Source organism: Natronobacterium haloterrestre (genome assembly GCF_900112205.1).
Taxonomy (GTDB): Archaea; Halobacteriota; Halobacteria; order Halobacteriales; family Natrialbaceae; genus Natronobacterium; species Natronobacterium haloterrestre.
In genome coordinates, this window is record NZ_FOKW01000004.1 from 169,339 (window position 1) to 187,284 (window position 17,946).

At 60.8% G+C, this 17,946-nt stretch carries 21 protein-coding genes and 3 pseudogenes; 14 read left to right on the plus strand and 10 right to left on the minus strand.

Annotated elements, in window-relative coordinates:
* Positions 1-7 precede the first annotated feature (7 nt).
* From BM113_RS09770 to BM113_RS09785, 4 genes are all read right to left on the minus strand, one after another.
* Positions 8-613 carry an OsmC family protein gene (locus tag BM113_RS09770; protein WP_089787526.1) on the minus strand — a complete coding sequence of 202 codons (606 nt, stop codon included), beginning with the start codon at positions 611-613 and terminating at the stop codon, positions 8-10.
* 3 nt (positions 614-616) lie between these two features.
* Positions 617-790 carry a DUF1059 domain-containing protein gene (locus BM113_RS09775; RefSeq protein ID WP_089787528.1) on the minus strand — a complete coding sequence of 58 codons (174 nt, stop codon included), beginning with the start codon at positions 788-790 and terminating at the stop codon, positions 617-619.
* A 234-nt stretch (positions 791-1,024) separates the two neighbouring features.
* On the minus strand, positions 1,025-1,831 hold the full coding sequence (locus BM113_RS09780) for a helix-turn-helix transcriptional regulator (protein ID WP_089787530.1): 807 nt from the start codon (positions 1,829-1,831) through the stop codon (positions 1,025-1,027).
* Between the two features lie 197 nt (positions 1,832-2,028).
* A complete protein-coding gene (locus BM113_RS09785) occupies positions 2,029-2,400 on the minus strand; it encodes a winged helix-turn-helix transcriptional regulator (protein ID WP_089787532.1) in 372 nt (123 codons plus the stop codon).
* Between the two features lie 195 nt (positions 2,401-2,595).
* Here BM113_RS09785 and BM113_RS09790 point away from each other — a divergent pair, with 195 nt between their 5' ends.
* The 6 genes from BM113_RS09790 to BM113_RS09815 all read left to right on the plus strand — a co-directional run bounded on the left by BM113_RS09790 (position 2,596) and on the right by BM113_RS09815 (position 7,113).
* Positions 2,596-2,970, plus strand: coding sequence for a DUF6069 family protein (locus BM113_RS09790; protein ID WP_394327716.1), 375 nt, complete (start codon positions 2,596-2,598; stop codon positions 2,968-2,970).
* Entirely contained in the window at positions 2,967-3,851 is an 885-nt protein-coding gene (locus BM113_RS09795) for an SDR family oxidoreductase (protein WP_089787534.1), read from the plus strand. Before BM113_RS09790 ends, BM113_RS09795 begins: the two co-directional genes overlap by 4 nt.
* 27 nt (positions 3,852-3,878) lie before the next feature.
* A complete protein-coding gene (locus tag BM113_RS09800; protein WP_177209141.1) occupies positions 3,879-4,409 on the plus strand; it encodes a nitroreductase/quinone reductase family protein in 531 nt (176 codons plus the stop codon).
* A 543-nt stretch (positions 4,410-4,952) separates the two neighbouring features.
* The gene (locus BM113_RS09805) at positions 4,953-6,095 is read left to right on the plus strand and encodes a DUF1214 domain-containing protein (RefSeq protein WP_089787536.1); all 1,143 of its coding nucleotides are present in this window, start codon (positions 4,953-4,955) and stop codon (positions 6,093-6,095) included.
* Between the two features lie 392 nt (positions 6,096-6,487).
* On the plus strand, positions 6,488-6,733 hold the full coding sequence (locus tag BM113_RS09810; protein ID WP_089787538.1) for a hypothetical protein: 246 nt from the start codon (positions 6,488-6,490) through the stop codon (positions 6,731-6,733).
* Positions 6,730-7,113, plus strand: coding sequence for a PIN domain-containing protein (locus tag BM113_RS09815; protein ID WP_089787540.1), 384 nt, complete (start codon positions 6,730-6,732; stop codon positions 7,111-7,113). The genes BM113_RS09810 and BM113_RS09815 overlap by 4 nt, the downstream gene beginning before the upstream one ends.
* Positions 7,114-7,136: 23 nt before the next feature.
* On the opposite strand, the gene BM113_RS09820 is transcribed toward BM113_RS09815, so the two are convergent.
* Positions 7,137-7,466, minus strand: a complete 330-nt coding sequence (locus BM113_RS09820; protein WP_089787542.1) for a chorismate mutase — start codon at positions 7,464-7,466, stop codon at positions 7,137-7,139.
* Positions 7,467-7,482: 16 nt separating this feature from the next.
* Positions 7,483-8,370 carry a shikimate kinase gene (locus BM113_RS09825; RefSeq protein ID WP_089787544.1) on the minus strand — a complete coding sequence of 296 codons (888 nt, stop codon included), beginning with the start codon at positions 8,368-8,370 and terminating at the stop codon, positions 7,483-7,485.
* 154 nt (positions 8,371-8,524) lie between these two features.
* Here BM113_RS09825 and BM113_RS09830 point away from each other — a divergent pair, with 154 nt between their 5' ends.
* Together BM113_RS09830 and BM113_RS09835 are read left to right on the plus strand one after the other, a co-directional pair.
* On the plus strand, positions 8,525-9,016 hold the full coding sequence (locus BM113_RS09830; RefSeq protein WP_089787547.1) for a DUF5796 family protein: 492 nt from the start codon (positions 8,525-8,527) through the stop codon (positions 9,014-9,016).
* A 2-nt stretch (positions 9,017-9,018) separates the two neighbouring features.
* Positions 9,019-9,264, plus strand: a complete 246-nt coding sequence (locus BM113_RS09835) for a DUF7508 domain-containing protein (RefSeq protein WP_089787870.1) — start codon at positions 9,019-9,021, stop codon at positions 9,262-9,264.
* 99 nt (positions 9,265-9,363) lie between these two features.
* Here BM113_RS09835 and BM113_RS22865 read toward each other — a convergent pair whose 3' ends face one another.
* Positions 9,364-9,498 (minus strand): DUF7128 family protein, encoded by a 135-nt coding sequence (locus BM113_RS22865; RefSeq protein WP_281244012.1) that lies wholly within the window; start codon positions 9,496-9,498, stop codon positions 9,364-9,366.
* A 141-nt stretch (positions 9,499-9,639) separates the two neighbouring features.
* Between BM113_RS22865 and BM113_RS09840 the strand changes: the two genes are divergently transcribed.
* The 3 genes from BM113_RS09840 (at position 9,640) to BM113_RS09850 (ending at position 13,825) form a co-directional block, all read left to right on the plus strand.
* On the plus strand, positions 9,640-11,940 hold the full coding sequence (locus BM113_RS09840; RefSeq protein WP_089787549.1) for an AAA family ATPase: 2,301 nt from the start codon (positions 9,640-9,642) through the stop codon (positions 11,938-11,940).
* A gap of 192 nt (positions 11,941-12,132) precedes the next feature.
* A complete protein-coding gene (locus tag BM113_RS09845; RefSeq protein ID WP_089787550.1) occupies positions 12,133-12,942 on the plus strand; it encodes an ABC transporter ATP-binding protein in 810 nt (269 codons plus the stop codon).
* A 55-nt stretch (positions 12,943-12,997) separates the two neighbouring features.
* Positions 12,998-13,825, plus strand: coding sequence for a hypothetical protein (locus BM113_RS09850; RefSeq protein WP_089787552.1), 828 nt, complete (start codon positions 12,998-13,000; stop codon positions 13,823-13,825).
* Positions 13,826-13,863: 38 nt separating this feature from the next.
* Here the strand turns inward: BM113_RS09850 and BM113_RS22635 are convergent.
* A pseudogene (locus tag BM113_RS22635) lies at positions 13,864-13,974 on the minus strand (cupin domain-containing protein); the annotation flags it as partial.
* Positions 13,975-14,207: 233 nt separating this feature from the next.
* Here BM113_RS22635 and BM113_RS09860 point away from each other — a divergent pair.
* The 3 genes and pseudogenes from BM113_RS09860 to BM113_RS09870 all read left to right on the plus strand — a co-directional run.
* Positions 14,208-14,465: a toxin-antitoxin system TumE family protein gene (locus BM113_RS09860; RefSeq protein WP_089787554.1), complete on the plus strand. Its 258-nt coding sequence runs from the start codon at positions 14,208-14,210 to the stop codon at positions 14,463-14,465.
* Between the two features lie 101 nt (positions 14,466-14,566).
* Complete coding sequence (locus BM113_RS09865) at positions 14,567-14,965, plus strand: HVO_A0114 family putative DNA-binding protein (RefSeq protein ID WP_089787556.1); 399 nt, start codon at positions 14,567-14,569, stop codon at positions 14,963-14,965.
* Between the two features lie 398 nt (positions 14,966-15,363).
* A pseudogene (locus BM113_RS09870) lies at positions 15,364-15,889 on the plus strand (transposase); the annotation flags it as partial.
* A 354-nt stretch (positions 15,890-16,243) separates the two neighbouring features.
* Here the strand turns inward: BM113_RS09870 and BM113_RS21825 are convergent.
* Both BM113_RS21825 and BM113_RS09875 read right to left on the minus strand, forming a co-directional pair.
* A complete protein-coding gene (locus BM113_RS21825) occupies positions 16,244-17,257 on the minus strand; it encodes a hypothetical protein (RefSeq protein WP_143095818.1) in 1,014 nt (337 codons plus the stop codon).
* A 377-nt stretch (positions 17,258-17,634) separates the two neighbouring features.
* Positions 17,635-17,814: pseudogene (locus BM113_RS09875) on the minus strand (cupin domain-containing protein); the annotation flags it as partial.
* Between the last annotated feature and the right edge of the window lie 132 nt (positions 17,815-17,946).

Below are 17,946 nucleotides of genomic sequence, written 5' to 3' on the forward strand. Positions count from 1 at the left end.
CTCCCCCCTAGTCGTCGGCGCCCACCTCGGCAGGCGTAGTCACCGTGAGGTTGACCTCCTGGTCGAGGGAGACGAGATTGTAGACCGGCGCCCGCCGGGCCCACTCGTCGACCTCGTCCTTGTCGAGGTCGGGGCTCTCGATCTCGACCTCCGCGGTCAAGTTTTCGAACACGGTGTCGGCGTTCCCGAGATCCTCCACGCTGAAGAGGACGCTCGGGTCGAACTCGGTACGAACGCGCGTCTCGAGGTGGTCGATGTCGACGCCGTTCGCGACGGCATTGATGCTGATGCCGACGTTGATGCACGAGGCGAGTGCGGAGAGCGCGACCTCGATCGGTTCCATCCGATCCGTCGCTTCGACCCAGCCGCCGGCCTCGAGCACTTCCTTCCACCCGCCGTACGGGATCGTGTACGCCCGGGTACCGCGGTCGATCGTCTCGCCGCCGAGGACGTACGAGTCTATCGTCGCCAGACTGTGGGCGCACGTCCCTTCGTAGATCGATCGGGCACTCAGTCCGAGCTGGACGTCCTCGGGGTTTTCGGCGGCGTGTTCCGCGAACGCGTCGAGTTCCTCGGTATCGACGCCATGGGAGAGGTGTCGTTCGGTTCCCATAGATCAGACGACCTGGAGGTGAGCCTCCCGGAGTTCGTCGTCCGAGTAGTCCTGCCCGTGGTCCTCCTGCATGTGGTTCTTTGCCAGTTCGATCGCTTCGGTTTCGTTCTCCGACTGGATGATGAAGCGGCAATCGGCCGACTCCGATTCACAGTCGAGTTTGTATGCGTCTGCCATCGTGGTCTCCCTTGCCTTGCGGCAATGTATGGTAAAGAGTTGCAAGGACACATAACTAACCTGTGACATTTGGGCAGGAGGTACCGCTCTCCGCAGACTCCGCCGGAGTCTGCAGCCGCTGACGATCGCTCAGGTGCTGAAAACCCGCCGCCATAGCTATGAGGCCGAAAGTACGACCGTACACCGTCCACCCGCGCCCGCTGTCGATTCCGTCACCGACACCCGCTTGCCCCTTCACAGGTCGTTCTCGAGTGGGAGCGTCGGCGTCTTTCGTCTGTGGGCAGTGAAGGTCGATTCCGCCCACTCGCGTGGGTCGGTCCCGTCGGTGTCAACCAGAACCCGAACCGCAACACCCTCCGGATCGTACCCGATTATCGCGGTTCGGTCGTCGAACAGACCGACCCCGAACGGGGGTAAGTCGTCGTGTAGTCGGAGATCGAGATTGCCGCTCTCGAGCGCCTCGGAGAAGAGATCCGGACAGTCCGAGCGGATGTAATCCGCCACTCTCGGCGGGTTGATGAGTTCTGTTTCCATCCCTTCGACGATCCGCCGGCAGAGTTCGGTCTTACACGAGTCGAGCATGGCAACGTCGAGTCCGGTCACTCGCAACCGATCCGTCCCCTCGAAAAGCGCACAGAACCTGCTAATGGGACGGCTGGGCTCCTCGGGGTCGGCGACGGTCACGGTCGCGTCCGAACACATGTCGATGGTGAAACCTGTTTCTTCGTCCGGGAGCAATCGCCAGACGTCACGCAGTTGCCGCTCGGTTTCGATCCTGTCGATCGACTCTGCTATCGCCGAGGCAACGAAGGCACCCATCTGTGTCGCCTCGTACTGATATCCGTCCCTGTACACCCAGTTGCGCGCTTCGAATTCGCTCAGAGTCCGTCTGATCGTGGACTCCGATACGCCGGTCATTTCCCAGAGCTCGGATCGGCTACGCGGACGAACGCTGAGCGCGATAAGCGCTGGCGCCCGGTGTTCGGATCGCGTAAGGTACGCGATGTCGTCGATCGGTGAATCCGTGTTAGCATTCCCCATACGTGTCGCTACAGACGACGGATTGAAAAAACCACCCTACTCTTGACGCGGTCTACCTGTAACACGCAACTTCTCTCGTCCGAAGGAGCAAACGGTTCGGATTCCTGATACGCGCCAATCGGGTGCCGAGTTCGAACGGTAGTGCGACGTAAACGGTCTTTCGGATATTCCGTCGGTTACAGCGGGGCCCTTCGAGCCTACTGCTCCTCGTTTTCGAACGCCTCGTTTGCCTCCGGCCAGTGTCGTTCAGCCCACGCGTGAAGGTCCTTGAAGATCGGATTCAGTTCCTGGGCCTTCGTCGTCGCCTCGTATTCGACCCGCGGTGGAATCTCGTCGTAAGACCGCCGCGTGAGAAGGCCCGCGTCGGTCAACTCCTCGAGCCGGTTCGACAGCGTGTTCGGCGAGATGTCGAGTTCCGCTTCCAACTCGTTGAATCGCCACGGTCGCTGTTCCCGCCGCGTCACGTAGTACAGAATCGCCAGCGCGTGGGCCCGGCCGAGGAGATCCATCAGCTCTCGAGCGGGGTGTTCGCCGTCCGATAGCGGTGGTGATCGGCTCTCGTCGGCCATACCGTCGCTTCGAAATCCGTAGTGAAAGCAGTTCTGCCGTCCCGCCACAGCTGACGAGGTACAACGCCGCCTGGCTCGCTTCGAAGCCTGGTAGTGACTCCTATACTGCGAAGTTGAGAGTATATTACTTCAAAACTCGTATTATAGGGTGTGACCGAAAACATCACCACACGAAGGCGGCGTTACGGCCGATCTCTGCCGGTTCGCGGCGGACTCGCCGTCGTACTCGCCGTGCTCGCAAACGCGGCTCTGGTCGTCGGAGCCGAAACGTTCGATATCGCCCCCGGATTTCAGGCGTTGACGCTCCCGCCGGTCGCGTTCCTGTCGGCGCTCGGAGCCGTCGGTGCGACCGTCGTCTACGGCCTGATGGCCCGGTACGGAGCGGACGTCGACCGCACCTTCGTACGCGTCGCCGGAGGTGTGTTGGTCCTCTCGTTCGTTCCAGACGTCGCCTTGCTCGCCGTCGACCCGGCAGCCACCGTACTCGGCGTCGTCCTGCTCATGATCATGCACGTGGTCGTCGCCGCCGCGGCGGTCGGTACGCTCGTCTACTGGGGGCGTGAACGTTGACGGGGACGGTTCTCGTCACGGGAGCGACCGGAACGGTCGGACGACACGTCGTTGGCGCGCTTGCGGACCGTCCCGGTGACGTCCGAGTCGGCGTTCGCGATCCGGAAGCCGCGCAGTCGACGCTGCCGGACGCCGCCGACGCTGACGTCGTGGAGTTCGATTTCGAGAAACCCGAGACGTGGGGACCAGCGGTAGCCGGCGTCGACGGCCTCTTTCTCGTCCGGCCGCCCACGGTGGGCGACGGAGATGTGGCGGCGTTCGCCGAGGCGGCGGACCGCGCTGGGGTCGCCCACATCGCGTATCTTTCCACGCTGGGCGCGGAGAAGAACGTCCTCGTCCCGCATCACCGAATCGAGAAACGGGTCGTGGCGACCGACGCTGCCCACACGCTGCTCCGGGCTTCGTTTTTCATGCAGAACCTCCTCGAGGTTCACCGGACCGACGTCGTCGAACACGACGAGATATTCGTCCCCGCCGGCGACGGCAAAACGAGTTTCGTCGACGCACGGGACCTCGGAGAAATCGCGGCGATCGTACTGACCGAATCGGGCCACGAAAATCGAGCCTACGACCTCACCGGCCCCGAAGCGTTGGACTATCACGAGGTCGCGAGCGTCTTTAGCGACGTTCTCGAGCGGTCGATTACGTATCCGCGGCCCTCCGTACTGGAGTTCGGCGCTCGCATGCGTCGACGCGGAACGGGGCTGGGCTTTATCGTGCTCATGTGTGGCATCTACACGACGGCACGCCTCGGGTTAGCCGGTCGCGTTACCGGGGACAGTCAGCGGATTCTCGGTCGGCGGCCACGCGATATGCGAGCGTTCGTCGACGCGTATGCGGACGAATTTCGGGCCGATTCCGAAACCACGACCGTCAGCTAACTGGCCACGAGTGACGCCGACTCGAGCGTGGGTGCCGGTCGGGGAAACGGTACGATCGAGGGCGACGACGAGAGTTACGTCGAAACGCGCGGCCTGCCTGTTCCGGAGGCCGCTTACACAGTCATCAATCCCCTAGTGGAACTGCTGTTGCGGTCGCCGCTTCACCCCCTGGTCAGCTATTCGGTGGCGGTGCTGACGTTCACCGGCGCAAAGACCGGCAACGAATACTCGACTCCGGTCGGGGACTGGGTGAAAGACGGTCGTATCATCATCACCACGCACAGTTCCTGGTGGCGGAATCCGAAAGGAGGGGCGGAGGTCGGGCTTCATCTCCGGGGGGAGTCCCGATCGGGCGTTGCGACGCCGTATTCGGAGCCGGACGACGTCGCGGAGTACATGAAGGAGTTCATCGACCGACACGGAACCGACGCCGCCCGGCGTTTTGGCATCCGAATCAACGGCGACGGGGAACCGACCATGGGCGAACTGGAGGAGGGTGTCACGGGAACCGTCGTCATCGAGATCAAACTGACCGACGACAATCCCCCGGTGCGCTAAGTTCGTCGGTGGAGAGTCGTCCTGAAACCTTTCGGTGCTGGCCCGAAACCACCGCTACACACCGCATAATCCGACACATCCGATACGGAAGGCCCGATACCCCCGAATTCGGTCATCTGTTTTCCCGCTGTTCAACCTTGTTCAGATGACTGAAATCCGTAACACGAACTGGTGGAACAAAGTTGTTTTGAGAGATATAAACCCCAGAAAACGAGCGATAGAGGCTCTTTTCCGATCCATTATATAAATGAGCGTGCCCTACCGGTGGTGAAGTCTCGTCAGCACTCTCGACCGGTAGGATACTGCACCGATGATGCTTAACACATGATACGAATACAACAAATTGAAGAGTGTAAGGTTGGATGTGTGATCACTTAGGTAAGCCCGGAGTAAATCGGGGATTTCTTGTTTGAAGCCAAGATAATACGGCGAGTTTGTAAATGCATAATGGTTGGTGTGGTGTCATCTTATGTGGGTCGCTGACATACTAGAGTGTGAGTCGGTTCCAACCGCTGCTGTGGGCCACTCGGGGGAACATGAGCCATGAGCAACGAGACACACGACACGACGGCTGACGCAGAATCGAACTCCGAATTGCTACGAGCGACCCGCCGCACCGCGCTTCGGGGGGCGGGTCTCGCCGGATTACTTGCAGTGGCTGGTGGTAGCGTCTCTGCCAGCCAGAACTTCTCGGAGGCGAACACCTGCCAAGATGGAACCGAGACGTCAGAAGACGACGAGCCAATCCCCGTGACGTGGGAGAACTACCCGCGCGCCAACTGTCATCTCACATGGGAGTTGACCGTTGACAATGGTGGATTCGGACAGTTCAACCACCAGAGAGATCTGGCCCCCATCGAGGATCAGTTGGCCATCCAGGCAAACCGTGACACACTCTACTCACTCGGGGTCTTCGATCTGACCGAGCCAGTCACCATCACGAAACCGGACACCGGTGACCGATACCAGTCGATGAACGTCCAGAACGAGGACCAGTACGTGAAACTGTACGCCACCGACCCCGGCGAGTACACGATAACAAAAGACCTCATAGGTACTCGGTATGCTGGCGTCGCGATCCGCACGTTCGTCGATCCTGACGACCCGGACGACCTGAGACAAGTTCGGCAACTCCAGGACGAGATCGGCGTGGAGCAATCGTCCCCTGGTTCGTTCGAGATTCCCAACTGGGATCCGCAATCGTACACACAACTCAACGACGCGCTCAAAATAGTTGAACTCACGATAGATGACTTCTCGGGCGCGTTTGGTGACGTCGACGAGGTCGACCCTGTGAAATTCTTCATCGCCAGTACCGTAGGATGGACCGGCGTTCCGCAGCCGTCACAAGCAATCGTCCTCCAACGAGTTCCCGACCAGAACGACGGCACGACGCCACACACACTCACCGTCCAGGACGTCCCTGTCGACGGGTTCTGGTCGGTCACCGTCTACAACCGTGACCAGTATCTCGAGCAAAACGAGTACGACGCCTACTCGGTCAACAATGTGACCGCAGAGCGGGACGCTGTCGGCAGCGTCACGATCCACTTCGGCGGCGACCCCGACCAGCCGAACTTCATCTACACACCAGCGGGATGGAGCTATACTGTCCGACTCTACCAACCGCGCGAGTCACTCATCAACGGGAGCTACCAGTTCCCTGAGGCCCAGCCGGTGGAGTGAGGCAAGCGCCGGGCTGTAGCCATGCTGTTCGCTGACGTCGACTCACCGCGACGCCGAACTTCGACTCGTCGTCCGACTTGTCTCAAAGAACGTACTGGATACATCCTCTATATGCAGCACGCCAGCCCTGTTGGCTGAATGCTTCAAGGATGCGGATTCTTTGTTATCGCTAATCGAACGAGAAACAGAAGAGCAGCTGTCGGAAGAAGATTTAGCCGTCCAGTCCGTAATAGAGGCTCTGAAACGCCCGAATACGGCTACCGGCTCTCGCGCTGTTCGACCTTGTTCAGATAGATAATATCCAATGTGCGAACAGATGAAACACTGGCGACTGTACCATCAAACGCCTACTGGTGGTAAGATTCTTTGTCTTTGGTACCATAGTCGTATACATGTCAGCAGAAACGGACGGGCAAGGGAGGCTGTACATCCCCAAAGACGTACGAGAAAAATACGGCGAAAAGTACCACATCGTCACGTACGAGGATAGAATCGAACTCGTTCCGGTTGCGGACGACCCGCTCGCTGCAGTTCGGGAGGCAGCAGGCGAGTTACGTGATGCGTCCATCGACGATATTCGTGCGGACATCGAAGCAGAGGGGAAAGCTGAGGCCCGTAAGAAAGGGGACGATAGATGACGGTCTACGTAGAAAGCGACTTTTTGCTTGCGCTCGCCAAAGACTCGGACTGGTTGCAGCAATCAGCAGAAGAAGCACTGGACGAGTACGACGTAGAAACGTCGGCGTTCTCCTATCTCGAACTCCTTCTCGCCCGAGAACGGTACGAGTTTGAGTACGTCCCACTCGTGGCAAATCTGCTCGAACTCGTCCCTGTCCGAGACGAGGAAGAGCGACAAATCGTTCTGAAGGCCGTCAACTACTACGACGAGGGAATGACGGCGTTCGATTCCTTCCACGCCGCGACTGCAGAAACACGTACGCTGAACGTGCTCTCATCGGAGAAAGACTACGAAGACATTGAGGTGGAACGAGTCCCGCTCGAACCTGCTGATGAATGATGTAGCAATAATAATGTGGTGCGTTACCGATTCTCTCGTTGCTCGACTTTGTTCAGTTCGATCAACAGCCGGAAGATCGCCTTCACCAGATTCGCGTCCACGTCAAACTGCTCGGCGTTTTCGCCCGCCCGGTCCATCACCTGCTGTTCCTGCTGCTCGTCGGTCGTCGGCAACCCCTTCTCGTCTTTGACCTGTGCGATCGTATCCGCGACGTAGGTCCGCTGGGCGATCAACTCGACGATCTCGCGGTCGATCGTCTCGATCTCCTCGCGGAGTTCGTCGAGGCTCATTTCGTCGGGGGTTCGCGTTTCGGTCCGTTCGTTCCGTTCGTCGTCGGTCGTGTCTCGAGTCATGGTGTACTGTCTCCGTTCAGCTACGGGGCCGCGTCCGCGTCCCGTCGGTTCGTGTCGCAAGCAACCGCGTCGTCCCGTTGCGCTCGTCCCACCTTTCCCGAACCGCCTCGAGTGCGTCCGTCTCGCCGAGGGCGACGTAACTCGGCCCCGTCCCGGACAGCGAGACGCCGGCGACGTCGGGAAGGGCGTCGACCAGCGGTCCAGCCGGGAACTCGAGCGCGCCGCAGAAGGCGAAGCCGTTGACGGTCATCGCCTCGCCGTATCGCCCGTCGAGGGCCAGTTCCTCGACCAGGGCGGCCATCGGGGCGATCCGTTCGCAGGCGTCGACGTTCGCGTCGGCGCTGAACGACTGTTCCGGCGGGGTGTAAACGAGCGCGTGCCAGCCCCCATCGAGTTCGTCGCGGGCGAGCAGTTCGTCGGTCCCGTTGTCGGTGACCGTTACGCCCCCGAGCATGCTGGCGCTCGCATCGTCGAACGCGCCGGTGACGGTGACGCCGGCGTCGCGGGCAGCCTGAACACCGAGCCGGCAGGCATCGATCCGCTCGACGGCGTCGGCGATCCCGAGCGCGTCGAGCGTCGCGAGCACCGTCGCGTTGGCCGCGGCGCTCGAGCTTTTCAGCCCCGAGGCCATCGGCACCTCGCTCTCCGTGCGGACGCGAGCGCCGACCGCGGCGTCGGCCAGTCCCGCACGATCGGCGTACTCGGCGATCGCCAGTTCGGCACAGCGCTCGATGAGGGTCGCGTCGGCGTCGGCCTGGCCGTCGATCCGGCCGTGAACGTCACCGTCGTCGGTGAGTTCGACCGTGGCTGTCGTCTCGAGGTCGATGGCAAACGCGGAGCCGACTCCGGTCGCGAGTGCGTTGAGAACCGTCCCGGCTGCGGGAGCAACGGCGCGGCCGTCCATATCCGTACACTCGTGGACGGATACTTACGGCTGACGATCCGGGTGAGCACGGCACACGGATGCGTCACGTGGTCGCGGCGTTCGGTTTCCGGTCCGGCATCGAACGCGGGTGAGAACGCACGCCTTTTCCCCCATCCGACCGAACGATGGGGCAATGACCACGCGCAGCAACGTCGCCCCGAGCACGATCGGCGTCGACCTCGTCGACGGCGGCGTCGTCGTCCAGTACCTCGACGGCCGCGAGGTGTTCTATCACGGGCCGCCGAAACCCGTCGAGGGGTCGATCACCACGCCGCCGGGGAAGGACGTCCACGTCCTCGTCACCGACCCCGACGGCGTCGAGGGCGTCATGACCTACGTCAACGACCGCGACACCCACGACGGAATCCTCGAGACGACCGGCGTCGGGCGGGTCATGCTCGAGAGCGACGACGAGGAGGTGCTGTACCCGGGCGTGACGGTCTCGACGGAAGGGTACTCGATCCGGGTCGAGGCGGACGTCTCGGCGGTCGACGGTCGGATCTTCGTCTTCGCGGAGGACGAACTGAGCGAGCACGCCTACGAACTGGTCGCGGAGACGGACGACGGGGAGGACGAGGACGGCGGGGAAGCCGCCGCCGAACCGACCGACGCCACGGAGGAGTGACCGTGCCACTGCAGAAACCCTGGACCGATCTCGACCGCGACGCGGTCGCGAAAGCGCCGGACCGGCCGGGTGTCTACGAACTCGGCGACGCGGACGGTACTGTCCGCTCTGTCGGGCACGGCGTCTTGCGCGACGAACTCAAGACGGCGCTTTCCTACGGCGACGGCGACCGCGTTCGCTGGACCGAGACGCACACCCTCGAGCGGGCCCGCGAACTCGCCGAGGAACACCGGGAACGCCTCGAGTAACGGAGGCGATCGCCGGCGGGAACGGATCGCGTCGCCTCGGTTTCCCGGCTCTTCATCTGGCCCGCATCGAAACCGGTGCAAGCGAGGCGATCACTGCGATCACTGGATGTACGACGGCTCGGTGTCGTCACAGCGCTGCTCGTGTTCGGAGGCGTCCGACTTCTCGTCGAAGAGCAACCCACAGTTTTCACACTCGTACCACGTCGCGTCGTCCCGCTCGGTCTGGACGACCATGCGGGGGGATGCGACGCGAACCCTCAAATGCGTTTCTCCGGCGGGACGGGCGACCGCCGGCCGGAGGGGCTGGCGGGACCAGTGAGACCGGCGAGACCGGCGGGGCAACCCTCAAGGCGACCCGGCCGGAACGTACGCTCCATGAGTGGGTCGGATCCGGACCCGGACCCGGGCTCGAGCGCGAACGGCGACGGCGTGGAGCTAACGGTGCGGGCCGCCGAGAAACGGGACGCCGGGCGCGGCGTGGCGCGGATCCCGGAGTTCGCGCGGCGACAGCTGGGCGTCCTGAGCGGCGATACGGTGGTCATCGAGGGCGACGCGACGACCGTCGCGAAGATGTGGCCAGCCGATCCGTCAGTGCCCGAGAACGTGGTCCAGATCGACGCCGACACGCGGGCGAACGCGGGCGTCCACGTCGGCGACACCGTCGTCGTCCGGACGAAAGACAAATCGTCGATCCAGGAGGCCCAGCGAGTGACGCTTGTCGCCCCGCCCTCGCTGTCCGACGACGAGCGCCAGGTCGCCGAGCGCAAGGCGACCAAGAAACTTCGGAACCGGCCAGTCCGGGCCGGCGAACAGATCCGCGTCGAGGGGTTCGGCCAGGAGCCGTTCAAGGTGGTCGACACCGATCCCGACGGCGACGTGCGTATCTCGAGTACGACGACGATCCGGATCGTCGACGCGCAGGGGAGGAAACCCAACCGGGCGAGTTCCGGATCCGGAAGCACGGAGCGATCCGGCTCCACCGGGTCGACCGATACGTCCGCCGGCAGCACCGATACTGACACCGACGACGCCAACCTCGAGACCGAACTCGAGGGCGGCGACCCCTCCGAGACCGGCGGCGGCTCCGGGCCGAGTTCCGGCGTCACCTACGAGGACATCGGCGGTCTCGACGAGGAACTCGAGTTGGTGCGGGAGATGATCGAACTCCCGCTGTCGGAACCGGAACTGTTCCAGCGGCTCGGCGTCGAGCCGCCGTCGGGCGTCCTGCTGTACGGTCCGCCGGGCACCGGGAAAACGTTGATCGCCCGCGCGGTGGCCAACGAGGTCGACGCCCACTTCGAGACGATCTCCGGCCCGGAGATCATGTCCAAGTACAAGGGCGAAAGCGAGGAACAACTGCGCCGAACCTTCGAGCGGGCCCGCGAGGAGGCCCCGACGATCATTTTCTTCGACGAGATCGACTCCATCGCGGGCGCTCGCGACGACGAGGGCGACGCCGAGAACCGGATCGTCGGCCAGTTGCTGACGCTGATGGACGGTCTCGACGCCCGCGGCGAAGTGATCGTCATCGGCGCGACCAACCGCGTCGACACGATCGATCCCGCCCTGCGCCGTGGCGGCCGGTTCGACCGCGAGATCCAGATCGGCGTTCCCGACGAGAAAGGTCGGAAGGAGATCCTCGAGGTCCACACCCGGGGGATGCCCCTGGCCGACAACGTAAGCGTCGACGCCGTCGCCCGCCGGACCCACGGGTTCGTCGGCGCGGACCTGGACGCGGTCGCGAGCGAGGCGGCGATGGCGGCGATCCGCGACCGGCCGACAGACGCCAGCGATCGGGTCGAGTGGAACCGGGATCCGGTCGTCGAGAAGCGCCACTTCGACGAGGCGCTGGCGTCCGTCGAACCGTCCGCGATGCGGGAGTACGTCGCCGAATCGCCCGACACCGACTTCTCGGACGTCGGCGGCCTCGAGGACGCGAAGGGGACCCTTCGTGAATCGGTCGAGTGGCCCCTGACTTACGATCGGCTGTTCGAGGAGACCAACACCGACCCGCCGTCGGGCGTCCTGCTGTACGGCCCGCCGGGAACCGGCAAGACACTGCTGGCCCGGGCGCTGGCCGGCGAGACGGACGTCAACTTCGTCCGCGTCGACGGTCCGGAGATCGTCGATCGCTACGTCGGCGAGAGCGAGAAGGCGATCCGGGAGGTGTTCGAGCGGGCCCGCCAGTCCGCGCCGTCGATCGTCTTCTTCGACGAGATCGATGCAATCACGGCCGCCCGGGGGGAGGGCCACGAGGTCACCGAACGCGTCGTCTCCCAACTGCTGACCGAACTCGACGGGATGCGGGAAAACCCCAACCTCGTCGTGCTCGCCGCCACGAACCGCAAGGAGCAGATCGATCCCGCACTCCTGCGCCCGGGACGACTCGACACCCACGTGCTGGTCGGCGAACCCGACCGCGAGGCTCGCGAGAAGATCCTCGAGGTTCACACCCGCGGGAAACCGTTAGACGAGGACGTCGACGTGCGCGAACTCGCCGCCGAACTCGAGGGGTACACCGGCGCGGACCTCGAGGCGCTGGTCAGAAACGCCTCGATGAAGGCGATCCGCGAGGTCGCGACCGAGTACGATCCCGAGGCGGCCAACGAGCGGGCCGACGAGGTCGTCATCGAGCGGCGTCACCTCGCGGAGGCGAAGGAGTCGATCGACCGCTGACTTTCGGTGTCGGCTCGACTCGGGTCCGATAGCGGTCTTCATCCCGAAGAGAGACACGAGCACCTGCGGGTCCGAGAAGCGAGCGACGGCCTCTCCTGGGGAGGGCTATGACTGCACGCCGGCGCGCGACCCCTCTCGGCGCAATTGACAACGAAGTAACGGCTTTAACCCCTGGGGGACGAAACAGGAGGTATGCCTTCCGCCCCTGCCGACGGCGACGCCTCCGCCCCCGTCATCGAGACGGCCGACCTGACGAAGCGATACGGCGAGACGACCGCCGTCGCGGACCTCGATCTGGCGGTCGACCGGGGGACCGTCTACGGCTTTCTCGGTCCGAACGGCGCGGGCAAGACGACGACGATGCGGATGCTGACGACGCTGACCCGGCCGACTGCCGGTACCGCCCGCGTCGCGGGTCATCCCATCAGCGACCGGGAACTCGTCACGCCCCACATCGGCTACCTCCCCGAGGAGCCGCCGATCTACGACGAACTCAGCGGGCGCGAGCAACTCGAGTACGTCGCCGGGTTACGTGACCTGCCCGAACACGAGGTCACGGACCGCATCGAGTCGCTGCTCGAGCGGTTCGACCTGCTTGCCGACGCCGACAAACGCATCGAGGAGTACTCGAAGGGGATGCGCCAGAAGGTCGGCGTCATTCAGGCGGTGTTACACGAACCCGCAGTGGCCTTCCTCGACGAACCCACGAGCGGGCTCGACCCCCGCGCCGCGCGGACGATGCGGGACACGATCGCCGAACTCGCCGACCGCGAGATGACGATCTTCCTCTCGACGCACATCCTGCCGGTGGTCGACGAACTGGCCGACGAGATCGGCGTCCTCCACGACGGTCGCCTCGTCGCGGAGGGCGACCCCGAGACGCTGAAATCCCGCGCGGAGACCGGCGACGCTCGCAGCCTCGAGGACGCGTTCCTCGAGGTGACCCGGGAGTCGCCCGACCGACGGGCCGACGACGTGGCGGCGAACTCCTCGCCCGAATGAGTCGTCACGAACGTGGTGGTAAATATACATGTGGTCGGCCGTGGCAGCTCCGTGCATGGTCCCTTCGCTTCCTCGTCCCTCCTCGGCGGCGATCGCGACCGGCCTCGTCGGCGGCGTCGGCAACGCCGTCGTCGCCGTCGCGCTGTACGCCCGCGCTGACTACCCCGCCCTCGAGTCGACGGGCGAAACCGCGCTCGTCGCGCTGTCCGCGTTTCCGGTCGGGTTCGTCCCGCTGTTGCTCGCGGCCTACGCCCGACTCGTCGCTCCCGCCCTCGGCTTCCTCGGACTCGTCGCCGGAACGGTCCGGCTCGAGGTGACCACTCCCGCTCCCGAGTGGGGCGAACTGGGGGAGTACGTCGTCGTCGACGGGCCGACACACGTCGGCAGCTACGTCGATGCCTGGTACCTCTGGCTCGTGCTGGCCGCACTGCTGGCCGTCGCGGAGTTCGGGCTCCGTCGGCGGTACGGGATCGGCGACGGGCGGCTCCGCAACCTGCCCGACGGGCCACTCGAGCGGTCGAGCCGCTACGCGGTCGTCGTCGGAACCGCCGTCCTCGTCGGCATCGCGACGTCGTTGCTGGTGGTCGACGCGGGGATCAGGCCGGCCGCGCTGACGTCCGCGGTCTTCGCGTTCGCGGCCGCCGTGACGGCCGTTCCGCTCGCCGCGCTGTTCGAGGACGGCGCGCTCGCGCCGCTTGCCCTCTTCCCGCTGGTCCCGTACTTCCTCGTCCTCGAGGTCTTCGTGACGACCGACAGCCCCGTTCACATCCTGCTGTTCGGGCCTTACGCCGTCGTTCTGGCCGTCGTCTGGGCGCTCGAGCGGCGGTTCCGATCCCGGCTGGGGGCAAGCGGCGATTCGCTCGGGGCGGACGAGCCGGTTTGAGACGCGAAAACGCTTACCCTCGTCCCCAGTAGCACGACTCAGGGATCGAACACGCCGCGGCGCAGGCCCTCGCGGACGGGGTCGTGTTCGGCGTCGGTCGGCGGCGGGCTCGTCACGAGCATCGCCTCGAGCCGTTCGTCCTCGTCGGCGAGTTCTAATGTGGCAGTGCGGGGGCCGATGGCGGCAACTCATCGGCCCCAAGGTCGGCCTCGAGGTCGATATCGATCTGTCGCCTGTCGATCGTCGCGGACATGACAACTCGAGATGAGCGGAGATTCCCTCTTTAAATCGACTTACAGTTCCGAATAATCTCGCTGTCGTGGACTTGTGTTAGTTCCAATCCTAATACTTATTATGTTAGGGTGCATACTAACAAACAGAGATAACAGACGACGTCGCGGTCGTTCGCGACGAGACAGAAGCCTACGCGGACGGCACTGCTGCCCGCGTTCGCGTGCTTGCGGTGCCCGAATCCGAGAAGTTCCCCGAGGGTATCAAGTACGCGTTCCACTACGGGGAAGCCGGTGCTGACGATCCGGTCATTCGGTTCGACAACCACCACGGGGTTCACGAACTGCACCTCAGCGCCGAGGTGTTCGAAATCGACTACCCCGGTCTTCAAGCGCTCTACCGCGCTTGACGGGCAGAATTCCCACCCAAGAAGCGAGACACTGGTAAGTAGAATCGCCTTCAAATTATCACCCACCTCTTGGGTGACTCTCTGACAAAAACAAAAGCGCCATGACCCGAACACTCCACGTCCGAATCGACTCGTCGTCCGATCGTAGCGACCTCGAGGATACGCTTGCCGCTCTCGACGCTGGTGAGACAGATGTGGTCAAGCCGAAACCATCAACGCTCTTAGTTGAGGACCTCGAGACGTTCGGCCGCATCTTCCGGCCGACGAACCTCGAGTTGCTCGAAGCGATCGCGGACCACGAACCAGAGAGCATTCGCGAGCTCGCACGCCTCGTCGATCGGCACCCGCCGGAGGTTACGCAGAACGTGAACGAACTCGCCGATTACGGCCTCGTCGAACTCGAACAGGACGGGCGAGCGAAGCGACCGACGATCTGGTACGATGAAATTGATGTCGATATCCCACTTGGCCAGCACTCGCCAGATGTCGCGCCAGCCTAATTCCACTTATATTTTAGCGACTTGATCGGGCTTAGGATCAATATCGGAGGTGATTTTGGTCCTCCCTTCAGAAATAACTCGATCCCATCGTTACGCTTCTGCTGTAATATCCGCTGCTAAGCTCTCAGTGTCATCTATTCGTCGATTTTCTTAAGTCCGTTGCAAGCTTTTCGGTGTTTTTCTCATTGGCTAAACCTCTAAGAGACGTGTCTTCGATATATGAACAGCTGTATCATCTTCACACCGAACGGTCTCGACCTTCTTATTAGTCAAATCCAGCGGTAGAAAGAAGACAAGAGTACCTGATTTCACTGCTTCAAGCAAATTGATTTGCTGAGCCCTCAGCGCTTGTAGCAGGTCTTTTTCAATAAATGTCTCTGTATCCTCAATCAGTGCTAGAGGAGTACTACCACGGCTACGGCTGTACGATCGTCTCGACTGGACAAAGATCCCGATTGTCGCCGAGTTCACCGAGAGTAAACAAGTGCTAGAAGAGACGGCGATGCGCGTTACATGTGACGCGCTCGCCGTCAAGAAACCGACATGGATGGTCGGTGACAGCGCCTACGACACACTCTACTGGCACGATCACCTGCTGGCTGCAGGGGTCGTACCAGCCGCCCATACAACGCACGAAACACTGACGAGCCGAAAGGCATCGAGTACAGGGTTGAAGATCGCATTGAGGAACACAGCAAAGATATTCAGCTGAAGAAATAGACCCCAAACGAGAGGTATAACCGTCGTACGGGCGTTGAACGAAGCAACGAATCAGTCAAGCACTGCGGCCTCGGGCGCACCCACGCCCGAGGCCGCGTCCATGCGCAAGCACCAGTGTTCCTCGCGCTGTGTTTGAGCCTCGTCGTTGCAATCTCCAACTACGAGCGTGGAGACAATTCAGCAAGTACCGTGATTTCGGTGTGAAAAGACTTCTATGATACCCTTTTAATCGATATAGGCCAATAACGTCATTCCTATTAGATAGGTTGTCCCTATACACAATCCCAAAACCACCGCTTCAGCCCAGAATGCCGAAACAAGTGGAAGGAACCACATCCAACCTATAAACACACCTATGGCCGCAAAAACTGGGCCACCGACATAAAGAAACCATTTATTATTCCATGCATCCTTATTAGTACTCAGCTTCCGTTTGACTTTGTCATTCATTGGAATAGGACAGGCCAGTTAGTAATTGTCTCTTGTTATTGGAACTGCTGTACGGTATTTAGAAGAAGGTGTCTCAGGATGAAGTGTTTTCTCAATAAGGTTCTCTACCTAATATATATCCTCTTCAAACTCAAAGCCAGCATCGACCGCCGCACCGTTTTCTAAGTGTATTGCAGGAGGATCAACGCTCGGAATAGTAAGTAAATCCTGTTCTTTGTCCATCCAAATACCGCTTACAAGTGGTTCCACCTTTGGATTACACAGGCCTGCTGTACAACTATCGTAATCTCGAAGCACAACTGTGGCATTACTCGTATCCTTAAGATAGTCAATAACGAACGTTGAAATTCCACCTACGATTGCACCAATTGCACCACCTACCGCACCCCCTAGCAGAGCGCCAATGATCGCACCAAGTACACCACCAAAAAGTGTGGCAGAAAGCGAATTTACGTTATCGTTATAGTCCATTGATGCACCTAACTGATGATGTGGATTACTGTTGTAACTCGCATCACAAGATGTTCCCTGTGGACTTTCGATATAGTATCCTCCGATTCTATTCAGAGCTTCTTTTGCACCATCTGATAGATCATCAATAATGTCTTCGACAATACTCCGATCTCGAGTTCCAATGTGTGTGGACTTTATATGATCCCAAAGTTTTGGTTCCGATTCCTTTTCAAATCCACTGGTGCTTTTCTCAGTTGATTGAATATCGTTACGATTCTTTTGCTTCTCACTACTTTCTTTTATGAATTCTTCAATACTTTCTAGTACTTTTGGTTTGACACCATATATCTGCTCTTCTTCATCGGGTCCTACACTTAGTGAGACTTCACTATCCTTCTGAGTTGAACCTTCGCCGTCTTTAGCTGTTGGAAGGATAAAACCGTCTGTTTCCCCAGTTGTTTTATCATGACAAACTGAAATAGTATATTGGGTGTCGTCTTCCGTCATAGTATCAATTGCAACAACTAAATCATCATTCGAACTCTCAGCATGTTCCTCATCATCACTGGCAGCACTGGTTTGTCCGGCGAGTATTGTCGAACCCAGGATAGCTGTACTGGCTGATTTCAATACCACTCTTCGATTCGTAGTGGATTTATCATCCATCATTACATTCAGCAACCTATATTCTATTGGTAATAGCTTTTCCGAAATGAGCTTAAGTTATATCTAATAATTATAATGACTAGCATTAATCAGGAAATTAATAATTAAAAGTGCAGCATAGTATCGGTCCTGGCGAATTACTTGGCGTACTCTTAGAGGAGTTCGGAGGAAAACAGTATAATGGCCAATAAGACGCTGCAGTCATGCGATTCTTTGGCGGACCAAAGAGGCATGTTTCTTAATTAACCAACAACGAGACTAAACATTGTTCGCTGTTGATTAATATATCCAACTGCAGGTGTTTCAACCGCTTCGCCGTAGAGTACTCTGCTAAAATGAGGTCACTGCAGTACTCGCGTCGGGAGATCGATTTTCGGTTCGACGTCGGATCCGTCGCGGACGCAGATGGCGACGTCGCTGCCCGGCGCGTGAACGGGGATGAACTGGCCGGGCTCGAAGTAGCCGAGGACGACCTTGATCCGGTCGTTCGCGAAGACGGGCTGTGCGGAGAACTGTTCGTCGTCGTACTGCCGTTCGGCGTCGAAGTCTGTCGCTGGCATGGTGTCGACTGTTTAGGTTGGCCTAAACGAGTGTGCGAACGTTGGTCGGTTCGTCACGTCGGCCTTCCCCCGAACATGTCGGACGTCCGCGGACCGCGGACCGCGGACCGCGGACGGCGGACCGCGATTACG